The organism is Brevibacillus sp. HB2.2 (assembly GCF_013284275.1).
Taxonomy (GTDB): Bacteria; Bacillota; Bacilli; order Brevibacillales; family Brevibacillaceae; genus Brevibacillus; species Brevibacillus brevis_D.
In genome coordinates, this window is the sequence record NZ_JABSUV010000058.1 from 17851 (window position 1) to 34998 (window position 17148).

At 47.4% G+C, this 17148-nt stretch carries 14 protein-coding genes; 9 read left to right on the plus strand and 5 right to left on the minus strand.

Annotation, left to right across the window (positions count from 1 at the left end):
* Window position 1 precedes the first annotated feature (1 nt).
* The 5 genes from HP401_RS35345 to HP401_RS35365 are packed head-to-tail and all read left to right on the plus strand — an operon-like array spanning window position 2 to window position 6378.
* A complete protein-coding gene (locus HP401_RS35345) occupies window positions 2-3202 on the plus strand; it encodes a M14 family metallopeptidase (protein ID WP_173607370.1) in 3201 nt (1066 codons plus the stop codon).
* Window positions 3174-3821 carry a pyroglutamyl-peptidase I gene (pcp, locus tag HP401_RS35350; RefSeq protein ID WP_173607371.1) on the plus strand — a complete coding sequence of 216 codons (648 nt, stop codon included), beginning with the start codon at window positions 3174-3176 and terminating at the stop codon, window positions 3819-3821. Before HP401_RS35345 ends, pcp begins: the two co-directional genes overlap by 29 nt.
* A gap of 31 nt (window positions 3822-3852) precedes the next feature.
* Window positions 3853-4599, plus strand: coding sequence for a 5-oxoprolinase subunit PxpB (gene pxpB / locus HP401_RS35355; protein WP_087347528.1), 747 nt, complete (start codon window positions 3853-3855; stop codon window positions 4597-4599).
* 2 nt (window positions 4600-4601) lie between these two features.
* Entirely contained in the window at window positions 4602-5609 is a 1008-nt protein-coding gene (locus HP401_RS35360) for a 5-oxoprolinase subunit C family protein (protein WP_173607372.1), read from the plus strand.
* 4 nt (window positions 5610-5613) lie between these two features.
* Window positions 5614-6378, plus strand: a complete 765-nt coding sequence (locus tag HP401_RS35365; RefSeq protein WP_173607373.1) for a LamB/YcsF family protein — start codon at window positions 5614-5616, stop codon at window positions 6376-6378.
* Window positions 6379-6382: 4 nt separating this feature from the next.
* Here HP401_RS35365 and HP401_RS35370 read toward each other — a convergent pair whose 3' ends face one another.
* The 3 genes from HP401_RS35370 to HP401_RS35380 are packed head-to-tail and all read right to left on the minus strand — an operon-like array spanning window position 6383 to window position 10106.
* Complete coding sequence (locus HP401_RS35370; RefSeq protein ID WP_173607374.1) at window positions 6383-7516, minus strand: GerAB/ArcD/ProY family transporter; 1134 nt, start codon at window positions 7514-7516, stop codon at window positions 6383-6385.
* A 21-nt stretch (window positions 7517-7537) separates the two neighbouring features.
* Entirely contained in the window at window positions 7538-8608 is a 1071-nt protein-coding gene (locus HP401_RS35375; RefSeq protein ID WP_173607375.1) for a Ger(x)C family spore germination protein, read from the minus strand.
* A gap of 22 nt (window positions 8609-8630) precedes the next feature.
* Window positions 8631-10106, minus strand: a complete 1476-nt coding sequence (locus HP401_RS35380; RefSeq protein ID WP_173607376.1) for a spore germination protein — start codon at window positions 10104-10106, stop codon at window positions 8631-8633.
* A gap of 156 nt (window positions 10107-10262) precedes the next feature.
* Here HP401_RS35380 and cdaS point away from each other — a divergent pair, with 156 nt between their 5' ends.
* Window positions 10263-10877, plus strand: a complete 615-nt coding sequence (gene cdaS, locus HP401_RS35385; RefSeq protein WP_015890958.1) for a sporulation-specific diadenylate cyclase CdaS — start codon at window positions 10263-10265, stop codon at window positions 10875-10877.
* Between the two features lie 101 nt (window positions 10878-10978).
* Here the strand turns inward: cdaS and HP401_RS35390 are convergent, their stop codons facing one another.
* Complete coding sequence (locus tag HP401_RS35390) at window positions 10979-12205, minus strand: aminopeptidase (protein WP_173607377.1); 1227 nt, start codon at window positions 12203-12205, stop codon at window positions 10979-10981.
* A 247-nt stretch (window positions 12206-12452) separates the two neighbouring features.
* Between HP401_RS35390 and pepF the strand changes: the two genes are divergently transcribed.
* Both pepF and HP401_RS35400 read left to right on the plus strand, forming a co-directional pair.
* Window positions 12453-14252: an oligoendopeptidase F gene (pepF, locus tag HP401_RS35395; RefSeq protein ID WP_173607378.1), complete on the plus strand. Its 1800-nt coding sequence runs from the start codon at window positions 12453-12455 to the stop codon at window positions 14250-14252.
* Window positions 14253-14332: 80 nt separating this feature from the next.
* The gene (locus HP401_RS35400) at window positions 14333-14662 is read left to right on the plus strand and encodes an MGMT family protein (RefSeq protein ID WP_064199621.1); all 330 of its coding nucleotides are present in this window, start codon (window positions 14333-14335) and stop codon (window positions 14660-14662) included.
* Here the strand turns inward: HP401_RS35400 and HP401_RS35405 are convergent.
* Window positions 14659-15018, minus strand: coding sequence for a Lin0512 family protein (locus tag HP401_RS35405; protein WP_173607379.1), 360 nt, complete (start codon window positions 15016-15018; stop codon window positions 14659-14661). The genes HP401_RS35400 and HP401_RS35405 overlap by 4 nt on opposite strands.
* A 167-nt stretch (window positions 15019-15185) precedes the next feature.
* Between HP401_RS35405 and HP401_RS35410 the strand changes: the two genes are divergently transcribed.
* A partial coding sequence (locus tag HP401_RS35410; protein ID WP_173607380.1) for an ATP-dependent DNA helicase occupies window positions 15186-17148 on the plus strand: 1963 nt, incomplete at its 3' end.

A 17148-nucleotide genomic window follows, 5' to 3' on the forward strand; every position in this document is an offset into this window, starting at 1 on the left:
AATGAGAGGGCTAGGTGATATTTTTACAACGAAAGGGTTAGTTGCGGACCGAAACAATGACGGTGTAGCTGATTCGTTGTCTGTTTCCTTCTGTTTTCAAACGGGAATCGTCGTAGAAGGATTCATTGATTTTTGTGCCCGATTAGGCCTTGAAACAAGTGAGCTGGATCTGCCCTCCATTCGTATGGAAGATTCACCAATGGTTGCTAGCAACACGAAAAGTGATGAGTGGCTTTGCACAGTATGTATCGAGCCATCCTGCGACGTGGATGATGCGTCATGCACTCTCGATTCAGGGAACAATCGAATTGCTTTCGTTGGTGGAAGCGAAGAGAGTCTTAGCCGATTACTGCGCTGGATGGCGGCATACTGGACAGAGGCAGCACCTGCAACGGCTTCACTCGGTGACATTGAAAGGATTCGTTGTTCTTTACATGAAGTTCAACTGTATGTTTGTGCGGATGCTTCACCTGTCTGTCAAATTGCGATACCTCAGTATGCACTGATGAGCTCTCATGAGGGAAGTCCTAGCGTAGAGAGACCAACTCCACTTGATAGTCTGACAGAGCTTTGGACAACGGCAGGGTTCTATCAAGCAGGGCGTACGGATTTAACGAGTCGGACAGATGTATTTTTTACAGGGCTCCAAACTGCAGAGGCGGTTATGTCTGCCGCCCGCTTTGCAGCTCGGATTGGTCTTGCCTCGACCGGGATACATTTCCCGCTCACAGGAGAAGCAAATCGGATTGCGGAGCTCACTTTTTCCTTACACATGAATGGTGAAGAACCTCTAGCAAGTGGAGTGGTCGAGGTAATCCCAGACCCTAAAGAAAAGACAACAAGGGTCATCCAGCTTTCAGGGGGAGGACAAGCGATTGTTGCGGCGCTTGATTATTTCGGGACGGCCACTCCGCACCGACTCGGGGGTACTTTTGGTGCATGGGAAGAATCAGACGAGCAAAAAGGGAAGGAATTCCCCTTATTTTTAGAGAAAACCTGGAAAGACCAGGGCGAACGAAATGAGATAGAACAGTTGTTTCATGAGCAGTTGATCGCGATTGTGAGTCAAAAGGAGACGGCTGGGCGCTTATCTTCTCCGCTCGCGGTCACCGCGTTTTTGTCAGAACCAAAAGAGATTCGACGTGCGTTGGAGCGATGCTGGAAGAACGCAATCACGGAGTTGCTTCCGGATAACGATAGTACGGTACATATTCACTCTGCTTTTAAACCAGGTTTGTGCTGGATAAAAGAAACGATCTTGCCGTCTCTTGTACGTACAGGGGAATGTGTAGAACGAATGTTGATCTCTTTCCAACGAGAAGAGAGAGAAGGCGGAATGGAGCTTTCTCATCGATGGCTTCAAGAATTATACCCGGTTGATCAGTTGTTGGAAAAAGAATTGGGCTTGTCCTTGTCGCAAGTATCATTCGTGATGGATGAGAACCTACCGACTACTTACCGAGTCAAGGCTTGGGGAGTCGGGCTTGCGCACTTAGGTACATGGAATTTAGACGTACCTGTAGCCACAGTGACGTATGCCGACGAGCAAAGTCGAGCTTATCCAACTACGTCAGGACTCTTCTTCTCCTATGGAACGACAAAAGAACAAATCTTGGTTCCGACGGATCGAGAGAGGTTTTGGCAATTCTATACGCAGCAGTTTTTACCTGAGTTGACGGAAGGATTGTTATGTAAACAAAATGAACCGTATCAAGGAAACAGTCCGCTCTTTCATTCGATAGAGGTAAACGTCACGATGAGTGAACAGGAAGAACGGCTAGACATAGACGAAGAAACAATATCGTCGTTAGAAGCGTTGCATGAAGATATTTATTTTTATACGCTGGACTACTATGCGTATTTGGGTGAAAGAAAAACGGGAGTGGCGTGGAATTCTCCAGGGGCGGTGCGACCATTTGTAAAGGTCAAACCAGCAAGCTCTCCAATGGCAACCATTCGCGTAAAAGAATATAAAGAAGAACAAGCTTTCTTTATCAAAACGACTCATTTATACTTCGAGGCAGAGCAATCTGCTCCTGTAAAAGCACGCATCCTGAGAACGAACGAAAAGAGTAGCAGCATCGAAGAACGGAAGCTTCCTTCTCTACACCGAAACCATCATCCAGATATGGGCGAATGGGCAGAGCTGGCTACACATCCGTCTGTGCATATCTGGGAAGTAGAGAAATCGTTTGAAGGACGGCCGATTTTTGCAGTGGAAGTAACAGCACCCCAGACATCCACTTACGTATCAACTCACAAGCTATCTCTGTATAAACCAACCATTTTGCTCGAAACCGGACATCATCCAAACGAGGTTTCCAGTATGCCTGCTGCACGTGAGTTGGTGGCAGAGCTTATAACCGAAAAAAAGGATTGGCTTACTCGTTTCAATCTGGTCGTGATTCCATTTGCCAATCCGGATGGGGTCGCCCTTCATCAAGAGCTCGTCAAAGATAATCCATTTTGGAAGCATCATGCTGCCCGTTATAATGCCGTTGGATTAGAGTATACCAATCACCGTTTTCAGCCGAGTGTTTTTGGTGAATCGCGGGTAGTTCCCCACCTGTTTTATCGCTGGTTGCCGGATGTAATCATTGATGATCACGGAATTCCTTCGCATGAATGGACACAACCATTCGCAGGGTACAATAGCCCGCCGAGATTCCCTGTATCTTATTGGATGCCGATCTCACTCTTTTACGGAATTGGTCGCGAGATGGACCGATCTGACTATCCTCATCATGCTGTCGCTCTTGATACAATTCAAAAGGCAGCCGAGGAAGGGCTGAGACATCATCCGCGCCTGTGGAACAAAAATAAACGCTTTATCGACCGCTACATTCGGTATGGACATAACTGGGAGCCCGCCATTTTCCCATTGCCTACTGATCAAGATTTCTTGTTTTATCGTTGGCCTACAAAGCCGAACAGAACCTCTCCTTCCTTGCTCTCTCGTTTTCCTGAATGGGTGACGCTTGATTTAATAACGGAAGCGGCTGATGAGACAGTCGCGGGAGGAGCATTGCGAGATTGCATCGAAACACATAAGATTTTCAATCGTGCTGTCATGGAGTGTGTGGCATCCAGCCCACGGCGTGTTTCGCGCCAGTATGGACAAGACCATATTCGACTCTCACGAATGAGACCGATGCGGATCGGAGGAGACAATGATGAAGACCATTTTAGTAACAGGGTTTGATCCTTTTGGTGGAGAAATAGTTAACCCTGCTTGGGAATCGGTAAAAGAACTGGGAAAAATCGAGTCTGATTTGTATAAAGTAGAGCTACGCCAAATTCCTACCGTTTTTGAAAAATCTATCGAACATCTGTATGCAGCGATAGAAGAAACGAAACCGGACATCGTGTTATGTATCGGTCAAGCAGGTGGACGAGGAGATATTGCGGTTGAGCGTGTAGCGATTAACGTTAATGACGCTCGAATCCCAGATAATGAAGGAAATCAGCCGATTGATATACCGATCAGGGAAAACGGTCCTACTGGCTACTGGTCTACATTGCCAATCAAAGCGATTGTCCATGAGTTAAAACAACAAGGAATTCCGGCTTCCATATCGCAGACGGCGGGTACCTATGTGTGCAACCATCTTTTTTATGGATTGATGCATTACCTTGCTGAGAAAAAAGCTTCCGTACGCGGAGGGTTCATCCATATCCCTTATTTGCCTGAACAGGCAGCAAGGCAAGCAGATCAGCCAAGCATGGCTCTGGAAACAATTGTAAAAGGCTTGCGATTGGCAATCGAGACGACCATATCTCATGACCGGGATATTGTCATGGAAGGCGGACAAATTAGCTGAGCAGGAGGAGAAACCCTCCTCCCTTCCATTCATGTGGCAGTGCCGATATTCGAAAATGGAGGGAAAAACGTTGCCTAGATATGAATTCTCTCCTCTTGGGGACTCGGGTGTCATGGTCAAACTAGGAGAGGTTATCGATCAACATACCCATGAGAAGGTCATCCTATTCTCTGAATACCTACAGGAGCATCCTTTCCCCGGGATGATCGAATCTGTACCTGGCTTTACGACTGTTACAGTCTATTACGATCCGATTACTCTTTTCGATCCACTTGATGATATTTTGCCATACGATCGTGCCGTTGCTATTCTTGAGCAAATGTCACAGCAAATCTCCAACACTCATTCTAAAGAGTACAGACTGGTCGAAATCCCGGTTTGTTATGGTGGGAGCTTTGGTCCAGATCTGGAGGTAGTCGCCAAACAAAATGGTCTGAGTATAGAGGAAGTGATTTCGATCCATTCGACAACAGAGTATCTGGTGTACATGATCGGATTTGCTCCCGGCTTTCCGTATCTCGGTGGAATGGATGAGCGACTGGCCACGCCGCGACGTTCCTCGCCACGACTATCTATTCCGATGGGGAGTGTAGGGATCGGAGGCTTGCAAACAGGTATTTATTCGATAGAGAGCCCAGGTGGATGGCAAATTATCGGAAGAACACCACTGCGCTTATTTCAGGCAGGTGAAAGTTCTCCAAGTCTCTTGTGCGCTGGTGATAAAGTTCGCTTCCGTCCTATCTCCGAGCGGGAATACGATAACGGGGAGAAGGTGTAATAGTGAGTATAGAGGTGATTACGCCAGGGCTCTGCACGACCGTTCAAGATACAGGTAGATTTGGCTTTCAGCAGGTTGGGGTTAGTGTCAGTGGGGGGATGGACAGGCAAGCTGTACAGATTGCGAACATGTTAGTTGGCAATCAACAAACGGATGCGGTTCTGGAGCTGACAATGAGAGGTCCTAGCTTATTGTTTCATAAAGACATGCTCATAGCCATTTGTGGTGGTGACTTCAACGTCACGATCAATGATAGATCCGTCTTGCCCAATCGAGCAGTCTGGATCAGGAGTGGAAGCATCTTGAAGTTTGGCCTGGCCAAGGAAGGCTGTCGCGCCTATCTCGCAGTCGCAGGCGGATGGGATGTGCCAGTTGTGATGGGAAGTCGTAGTACGAATCTCCGTGGAAGCTTCGGAGGCTTTGCGGGTAGAATGCTTGCGGCAGGAGATAAGCTAATTCAAAGCCCTCCAGGTGCATTCAGCCAATTTCTCGCTAACCAATTGGAAAAAAAGGCAGGAGCAGTTCCCTTCTACCAAGCGAATTGGTTTATTCCTTCAAGTACGTTTGTAAAAAATGGAGAAGCGGTTGTACGGGTGATACAAGGCGAGCAATTCGCAGATTTTTCGGAAAAGAGTCGTCGAAGCTTTTTCGAACAAACCTATCAAGTGTCTCCTCAATCAGACAGGATGGGGTATCGTTTAACAGGACCGGCGCTTGAACTTACGCAGTCAATAGAACTGATCTCGGCTGCGGTCACCATTGGTACGATACAGGTTCCGCCGAACGGTCAACCTATTATCCTGATGGCAGACAGACAAACCATTGGCGGTTATCCGAAGATAGGCTATGTGCCAACGATAGATTTGCCGATCGTCGCCCAGTTGCGGCCAGGCGAAAAGATCCACTTTCAAGAAATTTCTCTGCGCGATGCTCAAAAGGAGCTTATCGAGAGGGAGTCATGGATAAAGGCGATCAAGCTTGGTATAGAAGTAACCGTGGGATGGAGGTAAAAAGATGAAAACAGTAGATCTAAACTGTGATATGGGAGAGAGCTTTGGCGCTTATCAGTTGGGCAACGATCAAGAAATTTTGTCCTATATCACCTCTGCAAATGTGGCATGTGGTTTCCACGCTGGCGATCCTGCGACGATGAGAAAAACAGTGCAAATGGCTTTGAAGGCAGGTGTGGCAATCGGTGCCCATCCCGGATTCGCTGATTTGGTCGGCTTTGGTCGCCGCAACATGGAGATTTCCCCTGAAGAGGCATACGATCTAGTCGTGTACCAAATCGGCGCCCTGCAAGGGTTTGTACGGGCAGAAGGGGGCGTCATGCATCATGTGAAGCCACATGGGGCCTTGTACAATATGGCAGCCACAAGACCCGCTCTGGCTGAGTCTATCGCGTTGGCTATCTATAAAGTAAATCCGGAACTAGTGTTGTATGGCTTGGCCGGAAGCGAGTTAACGCGTGCAGGGGAAAAAATCGGTCTTATCACGGCGCACGAAGTCTTTGCTGACCGTACGTATCAACAGGATGGTACACTGACACCGCGCAGTCAGCCGAATGCGATCATTTCGGACCAACAGCAATCCCTCCAGCAAGTCATTCGTATGGTATGCGACGGACGTGTCCTGACCCAGCAAGGCGTTGATATCCCGATTCAGGCCGATTCCATTTGTATTCACGGCGACGGTGCCCATGCGTTGGAGTTCGCACAGAGCATCCGTGAAGCTTTATCAGGAGCTGGCATTACAATCGCAGCACGTTTTGCTCGATAGATCTCTATCGGGCTTTTTCTGTTTCCGCACTGGGAGTCTGGTATCGTGCGGTACTTCGCTTTTTTCCCCAGAGGAGGAAGAGCAAGAACAGCAGCGGGATATAGCCATAAATAAAAACGATGCTTACTTTCCCATAAAAATCGAGTGTCATGAGCAAGGGAGCCGTACCTTCGAGCAGATAGGAACCCATTGCCAAAGATAGTAAGAGAAGCAAAAGGGCGCGGATTTGACTGAGACCAAATATCTGTTTCATTCCGCGGGTAACCCCCCATAGATTGAGACAGATGTTGGGCAAAATCACGAACAGCCACAGAGAGATCACAATGAACTCCAATCGCTGCAAAATCGGAATTTCGACGATTTTGAGCATGGTCAAGGTCGGCCAAATAATCTTATCTAGCTCACCATGGGTGAACATGAGGAATGTTACGATAGCGACGGCTACATACAGGAATGTGCTGAAAAGGACGCCAGCGTGAGCCCATTTTTGCGAGTGGGCTGCTTGCTTGATAAACGGGTAGTAGATGACCAGTAATTCAAAGCCCATATAATTGATCACCGCGTCTTTAGCAGAGGCAAATAAGGCGGTAAAGTTATGTGAAAACATCGGAAACAAGTTATTCGGGTGAGCGTATTCGAAAGGGAATAAAAACAAAGGAAGCATCAAAATCGCCGGAATCACCACACCGAAAAAGCAGACGCCCGTAACTGTACGAAAACCACCAGCGACAATGTACAAAATGAGGAGCAAAATAATCAGCGTCGTACTCCACGTATGCATGAGCGGGAAAATAAACTGCTTCACAATACTGACGTAAGAACGCAAGATGAGAAAAGCAGCCATCCAGACGTAGATTAATACGACAAAGCTCATCAACTTGCCTAGCCATTTTCCAAAGCAGAGCTCGTGAAGGGAGAACAGGTCATGGCTGCCCGCATTCAGCATGAAATAGAGCATCCAAATAATGAGATGGATGCTTGCCCCAGCAAGTAGAAGGGAGATCCAGGCATCGTATCCGGCATGGGTTACGATTGTCCGTTGAAACCCTAGTATCCCGACCCCCACAATATTGGCATGCACGAGAAAAAATACGAAAAAAGGTGAAACCATCGCGCTTTCCCGAATGGAAGTACTCACCTGATCCCTCCTGGTTCTTCATTACTCACCCGTTTGCTCCAGCTTGATCGAGGCCGTCACTGCGATTTTTATTTGTGGATAAATCTTTTTGAAGTGGGAGTAGTTCCATGACGCGCTTCGACTACGAACGAAATCACCAAATCCAACCGGATCAACCTCAAGCTTCTGTAAATGCTTCACAAAGCTCGTCGCCTCCTTTTGAAGGTACAAGGAAAGTTCTTTTTCCATTTGATGTAGAACTTGTGGATTGGATAATTGCAGCCACTTCGAATAATCTTTGATTTGCCCATTTACGGTGAGCTTTACCATGATGCTGGGGATAGGCTTAGTCGTATTGAGATCGAAGACGGCATGGGAATTCAGATTTTTCAAGAGCCCGGATTCTTTTCGATTGTTGATTGTCACTTCAAACGGAATTTGACCACTCTTGGCTTTTTCGACCATGATTTTGAGCAAAAAGCTTTCTTTCGAATTGATGCGATGCACGAATTTGTCATCTCGAAAAAGCGCGACACCATCCAGCTTCACTCTGTCATTATGCATCACGAAATAGGGAAGGTAAGGATCACGTCCCTCGCCGTATAAATGAAACAAGAAAATATGCAGGTTGGTCTTGGGCATATTCAGCGTTTTGATATTTTGAGCGACGCTATCGGAGATGAAAAAAGGAACTTGCATATTACGCAAGCCTTTCAAAATCGTCAATGCTTTTGGTTCCGCGACTGCGAGTTGAAGGCGAAAACCGATAGCGGGGTCGCGACAAAGCGTATGTACCAGCGTTTCCACTCCGTTTTCAGCATAATTCCTCCCAACAATGACGGAGCGCAACTGACCAAGCTCGACTTGTGAGGGGGTGATGGCGTTAAAATCAGGGAGGATCGTAAACAAATTCGAGCTTTTTGTTTCCAACAGCTCTACCTGGGTTTTTTCCTTTCCATATATGTGAGTGATGGCTGCCCCTTTAATTTTTTGGTCTTCGAGATCGAGACCGAGTGAATGAATCAATTGTACTTCGCTGACAATTCGAGTCGAAGAGCAGCCAGCCAAGATCACGATCAATAGCACCAGTATCCATTTCCTCTTTGCAACCATGTTTCTTCGATGGCTCCTTCATCTATTCATCCATATCTCTTTTTTGAGTCGCCTTGTCAGGATCGTATCTCCACTGCGAGATGACACGCATGACAGCAGACCTTCTGGCCGTCCTGCTATAGGAAGAGCGAATGAAGCTGTCCGCAAAGCTACGTCTTCGAAAAGGGTAAAGCGGAGCCAAATAAGGTGTTCCTAATGATTTGAGTTGAAGCAGATGAGTCAGCATGAACATTAAACCGATAGCGATTCCAAGCCCGCCCCAAATTCCAGCCAAAATAATGAGCGGGAAGCGCAAGAAACGGATCGTGTTTGACATTTTGTAGATGGGGGTGGTAAAAGAGGCAAGTGCAGACAGAGCTACGATGATCAGCAAGATATTACTGGTCAAGGCTGCTTCTACCGATGCTTGACCAATGACGATTCCACCAACGATTCCAAGAGTCTGTCCGACTTTTGTCGGGAGCCTTGCACCTGCTTCTCGCAAGAATTCGATCGTTAGCTCCAAGAATAGTACTTCCAGGACGGGAGGAAAAGGGACGTACTTCCTGGATAAAATGATCGGAGCCAGCATGTCTTGTGGAATCATTTCCAGATGGAAAGTGAGAACCGCCGTATAGGCAGGTGTCATCAAGATCGAAAAAAGCACCCCGAAAATGCGAATCAACCGAAACAAGGACGATAAGATCCACGGTAAATAATAATCCTCGGGAGAAATGAAGAAATCAAAGATGGTAGTTGGACCTGTAATGACATACGGGGAAGCATTGGAAATAATCACAATTTGCCCGAGAGTTAACGCATAAATGACCCGGTCAATCCTTTCAGTAGACAGGAACAATGGAAAAGGCGTATTTGAATTGTCACTCATGATCTGATCGAGCTGTGATGAATCAAAAATAATATCGAAGTCGATCGCCTGTAGTCTTTGCTGAACGGTTTCAATGTGCTGAGGATTTGTAATACCAGACAAATAAACAACGGCGATGCGTGTATGAGAGAGCGTACCTAACGTTAACTCTCGAATGATTAATTTTGGTGTGCTGATTTGTTGACGGATGAGATGCAGGTTGATATCGATATTTTCAACAAAGCCTACTTTTGGTCCAACAACACTAAACTCGTTTTCCGTATCGTTGTCCGTTCGCAATCCTTCAGTCGGATTGGACAGATTGATCAGGGCAAAAAACTGCAAATTGCCTTTTGGCTGTATAGCAGCGTAGCCCGTCATGATCTTGGAGACGACCGTCTGTATGTCATCTGTATAAATAATATCCTCCACATATACGAAGCGGGAAAAGTGGCGGAGTTCTGTGAGCGATTCATTTGCTTCTATGCGTTCTTGATAGGGACGCAAGAGATTTTTTTGCAGCAGCTCTGTTTTTATCAAGGTTTGATAGTACGTAATGACAAAAGGACTTTCCTCGTTCAGTAGGGGGAAATGCTTAAAATCGTTCGAGTTTTGTGCGATGGAAAGAAACTCATTCCATTCCGTTATCATGTCGGTTTCGCTCCAGAAGCTGTTGATCATTTGTGTTTTACTATGTCCGGTTTGCAGTGGAATTATCATCTAGGAAATAGGAATGATTTCCTAGAGGGAGGGGAACAATCAAACAAAGAACGAAGCGTGAAGAGAAATGGAAATTGAGGGGTTCATATGCTGGAAGTTAACTGTGATACATCATCGCTGAAGGAGGAATTGCTGCAAGAGCTGAGGGGAATATCCGTTACATTGGATGAGAGCATCCATGCGTTAAAAAACGAAAATGAATGTGTGCTCGGGACGTTTGATCAAATACGGACGAAGTTTAGCCGACTCGAAACAGTAGCAGCCTCCTTTTATTTACAATGCTATCTCTCACCCTATACAGGAAAATATCTGGATTTATCCAAGGCTGTTCAGCACTTGGCCAAAAGGCGCCAAGGAGCATTGATTGTCGTTGAACGTGAGGACCCGCTTGATCTGCTGCTGCAAGCAGGCATACCGATTGAGGCCACGATGAGCCATTCCTTACTGGAATCGATCTTTTATCCTGGCAGCCCTTTGCATGATGGGGCCGTCCTGATTCGAGAAAATCATATCGTGTCCGCTGCCAATGTATTGCCATTATCTCAGGTTGTGGTAGGGGAAAAGAAGCTGGGAACCAGACATCGTGCTGCGTTGGGTTTGAGTGAAAAAAGCGATGCGTTGATCGTTGTTGTCTCCGAGGAAACGGGGAAAGCGTCCTTTGCCATGCAGGGACATTTGTATCCGATTATTTCCCCTTCATGAAAGCGTTTTGCGAAAAGTGGTTGTATGCGAGAAAAAAGAGGCTGGATTTGTCATGGTGATGATGAAATCCAGCCTCTCGCTATGTCATTCTCGTGTTAAATTTAAGCCCAATTTCCGTTGCGGAATAACGGTTCACGCTTGCCGTCAGCTGTTTCTCCATCAATGTTCATCTCGGCGGAGCCGATCATGAAATCGACGTGGGTGAGGCTGATATTGATACCACGGCTAGCCAGTTCCTCATTGCTCATGTCAGCGCCACCTTCAATATTCACACTATAAGCGTTTCCGATCGCCAAGTGGTTGGACGCATTTTCATCAAAGAGCGTGTTATAGAAAATGATATTTGATTGCGAGATAGGGGACAGGTGAGGAACCAACGCCACTTCACCCAAATAATGCGAGCCTTCATCTGTCTCAATTAATTGCTTCAGGGACTCTTCACCCTTTTCAGCAGTTGCCGAGACAATTCTTCCTTTTTCAAAAGTCAGCGTAAAGTTCTCGATCAAATTCCCATGATAGCTCAAAGGCTTGGTGCTACGAACGGTTCCGTTGACGCCTTCTTTTAACGGCGCAGTGAATACTTCTTCTGTCGGCATATTGGCCATGAAGGAGACGCCGTCTTTATTTACGCCACCGCCACCAATCCAAATGTGGTTTTTAGGCAACTCAATCGTCAAATTGGTGCCGGGAGCTTCGTAATGAAGATAGCGGTATTGTTTGGCATTGAGTTGATCCACCTTGCTGTTCAATGTCGCATGATGGTCATGCCAAGCTTGGACAGGGTCATCCATATCTGCGCGAGTGGCGCGGAAGATGGCATCCCACAGGGCTGGCTCTTGTTCCTCTAGTGGCAAATGCGGGAAGACCATGGCTGCCCATGCAGGTGATGGAACAGCTAGCACGCACCAGCTCACTTTATCGGACATGGTATAGCTGCGGAACTTATGGAGAGCTTGACCAGCTGTTTTGTTAGCCGTAGAAATGCGGTCAAGACTTACTCCCTTCAGCAAATCGGGATTCGCCGCAGAAATGTAGAGAAACGCCGCGCCATTTTCCGCCATTTCCTCTAATCCCTGCACCTTCCATTGCGGGTATTCACGAAACGCTTCATCAGGGGCCAAATCATATTTCATCCGTGTGAGTTCATCGTCGGTCCAATCAATATGAACGTGCTTGGCACCCGCTTCATACGCTTTTTTGGCCACCTTTCTTACAAAGGGAGCAGTAGATAGCGGAGCAGATACGACTAACGTTTGCATAGGCTGTACGTTGACGCCGACTTTTACTGCGAGATCAGCGTAACGGTCAAACAAGATTTCAAAAGACATGGTTCATTTCCTCCTTTTAAGAACAAAAGGCTTACTTGCATTCTATCTATTTAACCTTCCCCTCCAAAATCACCTGCTTATCATTTGAAAGAATTTCCTAGGAAAGCGCAGAAAAAGACAGATTACGGCCTATTTCGAGCAAGTTATCCACTTGTTTATTTTGATTAATTGTAGGAAAATTCAAATGAAAAGGCAATTTTAGTACATAAAAAATATTTTATTGGCAGAATTAAAGGAGGCAGTCAGAGTGAAGACAAGACAGACACGTGATCAAGTCGCTGTCGAGTATACGTGGAACCTGAACGATCTGTTTGAGAGCCAGGAAGCGTGGGAGCAAGAATTAGCAGAAATTATACAGGATCTGCCTGTCGTCACTGCATTCAAAGGTCAGCTGCATAAGAGTGGAGAGACGTTGTTGGCATGCTTGGAGGCAAATGAGGCGCTCAACGTTCGGGCGAGTGTCGCAGCGACGTATGCCAGACTGCGGTCGTCTGAAGACGGGACGAATCCACAAAACCAAGCGAACTCTGCACGGGTAGGGGATGTCGTATCCCAGCTAAACGCTGCCCTTTCTTTTATACCTTCGGAGATATTGGCGTTGCCTGAAGGAAAAATCGAGAGCTTCTTGAAGGAAGAACCAGGACTCGAAACATTCCGCAAAAGCTTGAAGGATTTGCTGGAAACAAAGCCGTACCGATTGTCGGCTGAAACCGAGGAAGCGTTTGCGGCGATGGGCGAGGTTTTCGGTGCACCATACAACATTTACTTGCGCGGAAAGCTGTCCGACATGTCATTTGCTCCCGTCCATGATGACGAGGGAAATGAGCGTCCAGTATCCTTCGCGCTGTTTGAGACCGATTATGAGATGTCTTCCGATACGACGCTGCGCCGTGCTTCGTACGAATCCTTTTCGAAGACACTCGCTTCCTACCAAAACTCCTTCGCTGCGGTATACGCATCAGAGGTGAAAAGACAAACCGTCATGTCTCGTCTGCGTGGCTATGAAACCGTAACGGACATGCTGCTTAAGCCACAGCAAGTTACACTGGATATGTATCACAACATCCTGGATATCATCGGGAATGAACTCGCTCCACACATGCGACGCTATGCGAAGCTGAAAGCAAAAGAGCTCGGCCTTGCGAAGCTGGCCTTTTGTGATTTGAAGGCACCGCTTGACCCGGAATTCAGCCCGCCAGTTACGATCGAAGAAGCTGGGCAAAAGATACTGGCATCCTTGCAAGTGATGGGGTCTGAATATACTGCCATTATGGAAAAAGCACTGAATGAACGCTGGATTGACTACGTAGACAACGTGGGCAAATCGACAGGTGCGTTCTGCTCAACGACATACAGTAAGCACTCTTACATTCTCATTACGTGGTCGGGAAATATGCGCAGTGCTTTCACGCTGGCTCATGAGCTGGGGCATTGCGGACATTTTATGCTGGCGACAAGAGAGCAAAGCTTTACGAACTCTCGTCCATCGCTGTACTTTATCGAAGCGCCTTCCACACTCAACGAGCTCTTGCTCGCGCAGCACATCGTGGAGCAATCCGACGATCCTCGTCTGAAGCGCTGGGTCATTTTGCAATTGATGAATACGTATTACCATAACTTTGTCACGCATCTGCTAGAAGCGAGAATGCAACGAAAAGTGTACGAAGCAGCGCAAAATGACGTACCATTGACTGCTAAACAACTCTCCGAATGGAAAGGGCAAGTGCTCGCAGACTTCTGGGGGGATGCAGTTGATCTGGACGATGCAGCTAGTCTTACATGGATGCGCCAACCGCACTATTACATGGGGCTGTATCCGTACACGTACGCAGCTGGTTTGACCGCTTCTACCGCAATGGCAGCGAGCATCAAGCAAGAGGGACAGCCTGCGGTTGATCGTTGGATCGAGGTGCTCAAAGCCGGAGGGACGCTGACGCCGCTGGAACTGATGAAAAAAGCTGGTGTGGATATGTCAGATCCGCAGCCAATCCGCGAGGCGGTTGCCTACGTCGGCAGTCTGGTTGACGAGCTGGAAAGACTGTTTTAACCTGAAATAAGAAGAAAAGGCTTGTGATCGCAAGGAGTCACAAGCCTTTTGATTTGATCAAGCAAGAAGGAGTCGTCATCATGACCGAATTTACGCAGCGCGCACTAAGAATCATTGCCGGGATTCCAGCTGGCCATGTCATGACGTACGGACAAATTGCAGCGTTGGCCGGGAGTCCGAGAGCTGCCAGACAAATCGTTCGCATCCTTCATTCCATGTCCAAAAAGCACCAGCTTCCTTGGCATCGAGTCATTAACGCCCAAGGCAAGATCGGATTGCAAGATTTGGATTCGTTCACGCTGCAAAAAATGGCCTTGGAAAGCGAAGGGATAGTCGTGTCAGCAGCAGGAGAAATAGCGTTGGAGCGCTATCAGTTTCGCCCACAGGTAGTGGATGAGCCGGGATTCTAATAGCCGACCTCTACCGAAGCGATGACGATATAGGCAAGATCGTTCTTGTCCTCTTTTTCAGCGATCACAACCCCGCTGCTTGTCAGCATGCCGCCATCGACGATTTCGAAGGAGACTTCCCCGTAAGGCAGTGCTTGACGAACCGTTTCCAAGTCGAGCTTCTCCTTGTCAGCAGGAACGGCAAGTCTCACATGTACTTTCATGTTATGGATATCGTTTCCTGGCAGGACAGAACGCAATCCAGGCATCGAATTATGATGGATAGCATTTTGAACAGCGCGGACTGCGGCTTTGGTGACGTTTTGACCATGCATGTCGATGCCCATTCCAATTTCAATAAACATTACTTTTTCCATTGGCTTGTTCACTCCTGTTTTATTCTACTTTTCTACCATCCTTATCTTACCACGAAAAGGAATGGTTTTTTCTCTCATCTGTATTGTGTTTATCGTCAAGACATGTCATCATAACATGTTAGCATCTATGCTTGACGATTCTTTACATTATTGGAGGCAGGTCACAATTGGAACGTTATCCTTTTGACTACGATCCGTCCCAGCCGTTCATCTCTCAGGTGAGTGATTGGGTAGCGGACGTTTTTTATGAAGTATTGCCTGAGGCTGGGTTCGAGGTGCGTGATGAGCAAATCTACATGGCCTTTCAGCTTGAACGGGCTTTTATAGAAAAGCAAACGATTTTTGCAGAGGCGGGAGTAGGCACGGGGAAAACATTGGCTTACCTGCTGTACGCGATCAGCTATGCACGATATACCAGAAAGCCCGCCATCATTGCCTGTGCGAATGAGTCGCTGATTGAGCAGCTCGTAAAACCGGAAGGCGATATTGCCAAACTGGCTCGCCATCTCAACCTGACGATTGACGCGAGACTCGGAAAATCTCCGGACCAATATGTCTGTTTGCGCAAGCTGGATGAGGCGAGATTCCAGCCTGAGACAGGTGAAGCTTTCCAGCATATTTATCAAGAGCTGCCATCGTTTGTTCATACACATGAGGCCTTGCAGTCATTTTATCCGTACGGGGATCGTAGCACATATCCTGATCTGGATGACCAAGAATGGGGGCAGATGAACTGGGATACTTTTCAGGATTGCTTTGTGTGCGACAGACAGCACCGCTGTGGGCAGACCCTATCCAGAAATCATTATCGTCAGTCAGCCGATTTGATCATTTGCTCCCATGACTTTTATATGGAGCATGTGTGGACTTATGAGATCCGCAAGCGCGGAGGTCAGCTACCGTTGCTGCCGCCGCATAGCTCGGTTATTTTTGACGAGGGTCATCTGTTGGAGCCTGCTGCCCAAAAAGCATTGACGTACAAGCTGAATCACTCCATCTTCGAAGAAACGATTACGCGTGTCTTGAAGGGTGAGATCAGGGAAGAGCTCGCTATTGCCATTGAAGAAGCCATTGCCCAGAGCGAGGAGATGTTCTCCCGATTGAATGAAGAGAGCAAGGCTGTGATGGGCTCCAACCGCAAAGAAATCCATTTTCATCCGGAACTCCTTGCAACCATCCATCGTTTTACGAGTCTCGTCAGTTGGATTGAGGAAGAGCTGGCGCTAGAGGGTGGTCTGTATACGTTGGACGAGTTCCAGCTGCGAATTGTCGAGGAGCATCTGGAAATGATGCAGCTCGCACTGGGACTTTTCCAAGACCCGGATCACGTCATTTCCTGGATGAGTGAAGAGATTACAGGGCCGACCTTGGTCGTCATGCCAAAAAAGGTGCAGGAAGTACTGGAAGAGCGCGTCTTCTCACAAAAGATGCCGATAGTCTTTTCGTCGGCGACTCTATCTGTAGATGGATCATTCAACTATGTGGCGGACAGCTTGGGCATTGAGCAATATCTGTCGTTCTCGGTGGCTTCTCCATACGAATACGACAAGCAAATGGAAGTATACGTACCAACCCTATCTGCGACAGACTCCTTTGCGGAAAAAATGAGACAGGCTACCCAATTGCTGCAAAAATCAGCGGGTAGTGCGCTGTTGTTGTTTTCTTCCATGGAGGAATTACAGCAATTCAAGGCCGCTATCAAAAACGAGCCTACCTGTACGGATCTGCGATTCTTGTTCGAAGGAGATGCGGAAATCAGCCATCTGATCTCTCAGTTCCAAAACGACGAGAAAAGCAGCCTCTGTGCGGTGAGCCTGTGGGAAGGGCTAGATGTACCGGGGCCTTCGTTGTCCAATGTGATTATTTGGTCATTGCCATTCCCGCCGAATGATCCGGTGTTTACAGCAAAACGAAAAAGTGCAGCAAATCCTTTCGACGAGGTAGATATGCCTTACATGCTGCTGAGACTGCGTCAAGGCATCGGGCGTTTGATCCGTACGAGAGAGGATAGCGGTCTGGTATCGATCTTGAGTCCGGAATTGAGCCAAAATGACAAGCTGAGACAGCACGTACAGGATGTATTTCCGAGTGGCGTAGAATGGAAAACGTCTTTGGACCGTGTGTTGGCGT